The 7,595-nt window shown below is 36.1% G+C and carries 9 protein-coding genes; 5 read left to right on the forward strand and 4 right to left on the reverse strand.

What is annotated here, in order from left to right; translation table 11 throughout:
- Window positions 1–1,458, forward strand: a 1,458-nt coding sequence (locus tag K2N75_RS01040; RefSeq protein WP_363318414.1) for an MBOAT family O-acyltransferase, incomplete at its 5' end; no start/stop codon positions are given.
- A gap of 8 nt (window positions 1,459–1,466) precedes the next feature.
- Window positions 1,467–2,594 (forward strand): hypothetical protein, encoded by a 1,128-nt coding sequence (locus K2N75_RS01045; RefSeq protein WP_297681557.1) that lies wholly within the window; start codon window positions 1,467–1,469, stop codon window positions 2,592–2,594.
- 151 nt (window positions 2,595–2,745) lie between these two features.
- Here the strand turns inward: K2N75_RS01045 and K2N75_RS01050 are convergent, their stop codons facing one another.
- Window positions 2,746–3,522: a sulfite exporter TauE/SafE family protein gene (locus K2N75_RS01050; RefSeq protein ID WP_297681558.1), complete on the reverse strand. Its 777-nt coding sequence runs from the start codon at window positions 3,520–3,522 to the stop codon at window positions 2,746–2,748.
- Between the two features lie 168 nt (window positions 3,523–3,690).
- Between K2N75_RS01050 and selD the strand changes: the two genes are divergently transcribed.
- Together selD and K2N75_RS01060 are read left to right on the forward strand one after the other, a co-directional pair.
- Window positions 3,691–4,692: a selenide, water dikinase SelD gene (gene selD, locus K2N75_RS01055; RefSeq protein ID WP_297681567.1), complete on the forward strand. Its 1,002-nt coding sequence runs from the start codon at window positions 3,691–3,693 to the stop codon at window positions 4,690–4,692.
- 83 nt (window positions 4,693–4,775) lie between these two features.
- Window positions 4,776–4,961, forward strand: a complete 186-nt coding sequence (locus K2N75_RS01060) for a hypothetical protein (protein WP_297681559.1) — start codon at window positions 4,776–4,778, stop codon at window positions 4,959–4,961.
- Window positions 4,962–5,646: 685 nt separating this feature from the next.
- Here the strand turns inward: K2N75_RS01060 and K2N75_RS01065 are convergent.
- Genes K2N75_RS01065 through K2N75_RS01075 form a run of 3 tightly spaced genes read right to left on the reverse strand, consistent with a single transcriptional unit; the run spans window position 5,647 to window position 7,176 of the window.
- Window positions 5,647–5,946 (reverse strand): hypothetical protein, encoded by a 300-nt coding sequence (locus tag K2N75_RS01065; protein WP_297681560.1) that lies wholly within the window; start codon window positions 5,944–5,946, stop codon window positions 5,647–5,649.
- Window positions 5,947–5,954: 8 nt separating this feature from the next.
- Window positions 5,955–6,755, reverse strand: coding sequence for a DUF697 domain-containing protein (locus tag K2N75_RS01070; protein ID WP_297681561.1), 801 nt, complete (start codon window positions 6,753–6,755; stop codon window positions 5,955–5,957).
- A complete protein-coding gene (locus K2N75_RS01075) occupies window positions 6,748–7,176 on the reverse strand; it encodes a GTPase (protein WP_297681562.1) in 429 nt (142 codons plus the stop codon). Before K2N75_RS01075 ends, K2N75_RS01070 begins: the two co-directional genes overlap by 8 nt.
- Before the next feature lie 96 nt (window positions 7,177–7,272).
- Here K2N75_RS01075 and K2N75_RS01080 point away from each other — a divergent pair.
- A partial coding sequence (locus tag K2N75_RS01080; RefSeq protein ID WP_297681563.1) for an HTH domain-containing protein occupies window positions 7,273–7,595 on the forward strand: 323 nt, incomplete at its 3' end.

Raw genomic sequence — 7,595 nt, forward strand, 5'->3', positions numbered from 1 at the left:
CACCCCCCCCCGCCCCCCCCCCCCCCCCACCCCCCCCCCCACCCCCCCCCCCAAAATAGCCTTTCTTTAGAATCCTCTTCTTTTAATCCTCCTTACGCTTTTAGCTCTACTCCAAAGCAAATTTCTAAGAATCCCAAATTTTATTTGATTCTTGGAATCCTCTTTAATCTTGCTCTTTTGGGATTCTTTAAATACACCGATTTCTTTTTGGACAATTTTAATCTTTTTGCACAAGTCTTGCATTTGGATTGGAATATTCTCTTGCCACATATTCTTTTGCCTTTAGCCATTTCCTTTTTTACTTTTCAACAAATTGCTTTTTTGGTAGATTGTTATAGAAAGGTAGATACGAGTGATTTGCAAGAGGAATCCAAAGAATTAGACTTTTTAGATTATTGCCTTTTTGTTTCTTTTTTCCCTCAACTGATTGCAGGTCCTATTGTGCATCATAAAGAAATGATGCCTCAATTCCATACTTTATTTTGTAAAGCAGTTCATTGCAAACTTTGGGAGAATCTCGCAAAAGGTTTATTTATATTTTCTATTGGATTTTTTAAGAAAGTCTTTATTGCAGATAGTTTTGCAAAATGGGCAAATGCAGGATTCAAAGTCGTAGAGAATGGAGGGGCTTTAAATATCTTTGAATCTTGGGCGACAACTTTAAGCTATACTTTTCAGCTCTATTTTGATTTTAGCGGATATTGTGATATGGCAATAGGTTTAGGGTTATTCTTTGGGATAATGCTGCCTATTAATTTCAACTCTCCCTATAAATCTTTAAATATCAGTGAGTTTTGGAGAAAATGGCATATCACTTTGGGGAGATTCTTGAAGGATTATCTTTATATTCCTCTTGGAGGAAATAGGAATCTTAAGTATCAAGATTCTAAATTTTATGATTTTATCAATAAGATTCTTACTCTTAGGAATCTCTTTATCGTAGCCTTTTTAAGCGGAATCTGGCACGGAGCAGGGTGGGGATTTGTAATGTGGGGAGTCTTACACGGAGGTGCAATGTGTGTGCATAGAATCTATGGCTATATACTAGAAAGATTCCAACTTCAAAAGAAAAGCTTTTTGCAAGGCAGAATCTATAAAGTCCTTTGCTGGATTCTTACCTTTAACTTCTTAAATATCACTTGGATATTCTTTAGGAGTGAGAATGTGCAAGGTGCAATCCAACTACTCAAAGGAATGTTTGGGATTACTTGGGTGGAGTTGCCTAGAAAAATGCACCATATACCAGAATTATTAGGAAGTTTAGAAGCAAGAAATGATTTTGTAATTTATTTGTTAATGGCGTTTGTTTTGTGCTTATGCTGTAGTAATTCTTTGGAAAAATTAGCAAAATTTAAAGTAAGTTATAAATTAGCAATTCTAATAGGATTTTATTTGCTAATTTCATTGATGACTCTTGCGGTTACGCCTTATACTGAATTTATATATTTTAATTTTTAGGAAATCTTATGGACAAGAAATTTTGCATTATCTCTTTAATGATTCCGCTATCAGTTGGTTTGTTTTTAGTGTTTATTTTATATCTCTACGACCCTTTTTTGCTCTATCATAAGCCATATTTCAGAGAGGAAACTTATTCAAGTGATATAAGAATGCAGGCAAAAGGAGTCATCAAACATTATAATTTTGATTCGTATATTTTAGGGACTTCTATGCTAGGAAACACTTCAGCCAAAGAAGCAAAAGAAAAACTCGGGGGAGAGTGGGTGAATATTTCTCTTGCAGGTTCTTCTTTGGGCGAAAGAGCGTTGGTGCTAGGTTATGCTTTGCGCAAAAAGCCTGTTAAATCTGTGATTTTATCGCTTGATGCGATTGTGGGAGTGTCAGAAAGTGAGAGCTATTTTGCTTTTCTTTATGATGATAATGAGTTGAATGACTTGAAAATTTATTTTAATGAGAAATTTATTAAATGTGCCTTGTTATTATCAGATAGCGGAGGGTGTAAAACGACCATTAAAGATACAGAAGATTTGGCTAGTTTTGGGAAAGATGAACGAACAAATAAGCGTCTTGGTGGCATACAAAATTGGTTTGTTGATTATAAAAAAGTGGGGCAATTATTGGATTTAGCCGATGCGATAAAGACAAACAATTTTGCTAAACTACAAAGAACGAATGCGAAAGATATAAGCAGCGATAAAAAATATTTAGATAAATTTTTGCTCACATTTGTGAGAGATTATCCTCAAACAAATTTTTATTTTATAGTTCCTCCCTATTCGCGATTGAATTACAATGTTTATCGTCTAAAGAAAAAATCTATGACTAATTCAGAGAGTTTTTATACTTGGAGTGCAGTTTTAACTTGGCTGATTGGTGAGTTGGAATCTTATCCAAACGCTAAAATTTACGGATTTGATACTTTGGATTATGCGGACAATATTGCAAATTATAGCGATTTGATTCATTATAACATTGATATGAATTCTATGCAGTTAGATGCGATTCGGGATAATACGCACAGACTCACTTCAGGAAATATTGAGGAATATTTAAAGACTATGGAATTAAAGATTCAAGAATACGATGTAGAGCCTTTAGTAAAAATCGCCAAAGAAGCATTGGGGGAGAAATAGTTGTTTTATTGCGAGGAGTGAAAGAACGAAGCAATCCATAATCTTAGCAATTAAAAAGCATTCAATGGTGAGATATTTAGATGATAGATTGCCCGCATTATAATAATGCAATGACAAAAACTTCTTTTAGATTCCATTGCAATGCACACACTTAACCCCAAAACATTTTTTTAAGCATAATGCCAAGCACGAGGCAATACATCATAAGTAGTGCGTATTTGTGTTTTTTGGCGTCTATAATACTAAGTAGCCAAATCCCAATGCGCACGCCAATGAGCGAGGCGATTCCCACGATAATGCCCTGCTTGTAGTCCGCATAGCCGTGCATTGCTAGGGAAGTAAATCCCGAAACAGAGGAAAAAATGATAAAGAAAAGCGAAAGTGGAATGATTTTTTTGCTGCTGTATCCTAAATAATATGCAAGAAGTGGGGATAACATCATTCCTCCACCAATTCCAAGTGAAATCGCAAAGACGCCCACGACACAGCCACAGCCGATGAGAAATAGTTTTGCACTCATTCCATTGTCTAAGTGGCTTTCTCCGCCATAAGCGTTTGCCTTAAACAGCTTCACAAGGGAATAAAGGATAAAAAGTGTAAAGAATCCCTCCAAAATGCTTGAGGGGACACTATCTACTACGACACCGCTAAAAGCCGCGCCGATTAGCCCACCAAGCCCCACATAAAGACTATCTTTGAACTCCAAGTTATTTTGGCGGTAATTGATATAAGAGCCATAAACAGAGGAAAAAATCATCTGCATAATAGAAATCCCAATCGCAATTTTTATGTCATTTCCTAGCAAAATCATTAAAGGAACGATAATCGCTCCGCCGCCAATTCCAAAGAATCCCGCTAGGATTCCTGTAAAAATTCCGATGATAAAAAGCGCAAGAATAAATGAAAAGTCTAGGGCTAACCATTCCATACAAAAGCCTTAAAAATTTTGTGCAATTTTGCCAAAAAATAATTGGAAATAAGGTAAAATAGTTAGAATCTCTATTTAACGATTTGGAAAAATAAAATGCGAACAAGCAAAGAAGAAATTAAAATCACGCAATTTGTCAAAGTTGCTGGTTGAGCGGGTAAAGTAGGTCTGGACGACCTCTCACAAATTGCTAGCTCCTTAAGTAACGAAGAAGACGCAAATGTTTTGGTGGATTTTAGAGGCAACGAAGACGCGGGGGTTTATCAGCTTACGCCCGATTTAGCCCTCGTGCAGACAGCGGATTTCATTACGCCTGTGGTAAATGACCCCTATATCTATGGGCAGATTGCTGCGGCAAATGCGCTTAGTGATGTGTATGCAATGGGCGGAATCGTAAAATGCGCTTTGAATCTGATGATGTGGGATTCTTGTCGGATTCCGCAAGATTATGCGCAAGGTATTTTAGAGGGTGGATTATCCAAAATCAAAGAAGCAGGAGGTGTGCTAGTCGGCGGGCATACCGTGTCTGATAGCGAGCAAAAGTATGGCTTAAGCGTAAGCGGAATCGTCTCTCCAAAGAAAATTTGGCGTAACAATGGCGCACAAGTCGGCGATGTTTTGATTCTCACAAAGCCTATCGGTATAGGTGTGCTGACAACGACATTAAAGGCAAATATGCTAGATTCTAAAGTCGCAGATAAAATCGCGCAGATTATGGCAACACTAAACCGCCGTGCTTGTGAGATTGCAAGTGATTTTGAGATTCACGCTTGCACAGATATTACAGGATTCGGACTTTTGGGGCATTTGAGTGAAATGTTGAATCCTAAAATTAACATTCGTTTAGAATCGCAAGCGATTCCTTTGGTAGAGGAAGCAATTGAGTTTGCAAAAATGGGGATTATCCCCGGTGGGAGTTGCGGAAATGAGCGCGCCATTAAGCATTTATGCGCATTTAATCTTTCAAAGGATTCTAAATTTAAAGACTTGGAAATCTTGCTATTTGACGCGCAAACTTCGGGTGGATTGGTGTTTGCTCTGCCGCAAAATCAAGCAAACACACTTCTAGCAAGACTACAAGACAATGGCATAGAATCCGCCCAAATCATTGGACATACTGAATCTTTTTTGAAAGATTCCTCCACAAAGGCGAGAATTTTTGTAGAATAATTTTTTGCGACATATCTTGTCATCTGATAAGTTTATAATTTGCCCATAGAGAAATCTATACATTAAATTTTTAAGGAGGCATTATGCTTAGATTTGTTGTAGGATTTGCGGCAGGTTGGTTTGCTAAGAAGTGGCTTGATGAGGAGATTTACAAAAACAAAAATACTTTGAAAGGTCAAATGGGCGATTATGGCTATATGGACGCTTTGGGCGATAAATGGTATCACATTAAAAGAAAGTTTAATGTGAATTTTAGCTCCAAGGAATAAGATGATTCCTTGTATATACACTTATGTGTGTAAATTAACAAGTGAATAGTGATTATTAGATGTTTCATTGTTTTGTTGAGGAGAGATTAATAGGCACAAATAGAATCGCAAAGGATTGGAAGAGGCTTCAGTGATTGCTAATCCAAGTTGCACGGATATTGAGTGGGATATTATAATCACTTCTTTAGCGGATAAGATTACGATTCAAAAAATTGTTGTAAGACGCATTTTGTTCGGCTTACGCCGTTTTTTATCGTTTTCGTAATTAAGAAAGAGAGATTGAGGGAGATTTGTAATTCTGGGTTGTGTAGGAAGGATATTTGTCGTGTCGTTTCTATGTTATATAAGGAGGAGACGAGGTATCGGTGTATCTATCATTTGTCCCGCAATAAAACATTGGCTTTAAACGAAAGTTTTTCTGTAAATTAATGGTATTATACGTGAATTTTATTGGGAAAAATTGTATAGAGCAAGCATTGTAACTGACAAAGGAAGCTTTGATTATTTTTATCAATAAAATGCGACAGAGTAGAATCTCTATGAGATTCTACCATTTAAGATAACCTTGATAAAAGCAACTTTTTCTTTGCTGTAAAAATTTTCAAATGTTGCTCCGCTGCATCGGCTTGATGGAAAGGATTATAGGGAATAAGTAAAAGATGTAATTACCCTATATTTGATGTCATTAAAGCAATTCTTGCAAATTTTGCTTAATAGAATCTTTATTTTGCGCATATTCCTCTAAAATTTTTCCAATCAAAGCAAAAATCTCTTCATAATCTTCAGGGCTTTTTTCTTTAAACTCCACAATTAAATCTAAAGTTTCACATACAGCCGAAGTTGTATTAGGATTCTTTAGAGAATCTTGGATTCTATAGAGTAGCCAAGCAATATTTGCGGTTTGTTTTGGCTTTGTAATTTGATTTGCCAATAAAGATTTGAAGGAACAAAGAATCTTGCACACTGAATAAAATTTATTAAACACGGACAATCCTATTGAAACCACGAAACTTTTGACACCTTAATATCGCTAAAATCAAAACTTAGAGCAATATTTTTTAGGATATTCTCATAATTTTCCTCTAAATATGTCCGATAAGCTTCACCCATAGCCTTTGTTGTTGCTAAAGTTACCGTGCCATTAATAGTTGCACCAGTAATTGTTCCAATCACAGGAATAAACTTCAATAGACTACCAAGTCCTGCCCTAACGGCAAATCCTGTCGCACACACTCCAAGTAGTCCTATTGTTACTTTTTTTGCGCTTTCTTTATCAAGTTCTAATCCATAAATCTTGCTAAGATGCACAATCATTGCCGCTTGAATAGGTAGAATTAAAGCAATATCGGAAAAAGGTATCGGACTTGCACAAGGTGCTGCAGAAGCTGGGGCGTAGTAATTAATAATTTCCTTGGCGTCTTTTTCCATCTGTTGCCTTTTCATCTCTTTATCATATTCCTGTTTTCTTGCAAAAGCACTTTGTTGCGCTTCAGGCAAAAGGTCTCGAGAGCGCGAAATTAACTCTTGAACGCCCATTATTTCTTTTGCATCTCCTTCATCATCTTCTACTTCTAAAGCCCGCACACGCATTACTTCTGTTGTGTTAAATTCTTTTTTAACTATGTCTGAAAAACGATCGCCCTTTACATCTTTGTCTTGTTGGGCTTTTGTAATAACGATAATTGTTGGGATACGTTGCTCTTGTAGTTTTTTATAGAGTTCTTTTTCTCCGTCTTCAACCCTGCGCAAATCCTCTAGAACACATAACCAAGCCAAATGAATTTGTTTATCCACAGGCTTTGTTTTTTTGTGTATCTATAAAATTAACAATTTCCTTATAAGCATCATTGTCTTGAAGCTCAAGCCCTTTGCTATCATAAATGCTTAAATTCGCCTTTTGAAATTGTTTTAAGCTTTGTGTAACAGGCTTTCCACTACCTGTTTTGGCTAACTTTTTGCCAAATACCGCATTGATTAAAGTGCTTTTCCCCGCACCAGTTTTACCAATCACAAGAATATTGAGCTTATTCTTATCAAATTTATTTGTATCTGTGTCAGCTATTGCTTTTAACAATATATTGTCAAAATCTACAGATATTTCTTGATTCTTTGCTTCATTTTTTCTCCTATCAATTAAAATTTCAAAATTATACAAAACCGCTTGGACAGGATTTGTCGTATAAAATGCAATGATTCCACAAATGGAATCTCGCAAGGACAAATAATTTTAGCCAATCAAAACAGCTCTAGCGACAAGAGCGCGACATTTTCTATGCTATAATAAATCTTTTTAAAAAGGGAACAAAACAAAATGAGAAAGGAATACGATACGCTTGCAGTGCGCTTAACTTTAATTCTTAAAAAACTCATTAGTGGCGAGAGGTTTAGCATTGATGAGTTGTCTTGCGAATTTAATGTGAGTAAGCGCACGATTCAGAGGGATTTAAACGAGCGATTTAGCTTCTTGCAAATCATTAAAGACAAAGAGGGTTATTATTATTTAGATAAGTATTATTTGGGGTTTTATGGATTGAATGACATTAGAGATTTTGCGTGCTTTAGTGGGATAGGGAATCTCTATCCAAGACTAGATGAGCCAATGCTCAATGAGATTTTAAGCTCCAAGCAAGATTC

The organism is Helicobacter sp. (assembly GCF_029067145.1).
Lineage (GTDB): Bacteria > Campylobacterota > Campylobacteria > Campylobacterales > Helicobacteraceae > Helicobacter_D.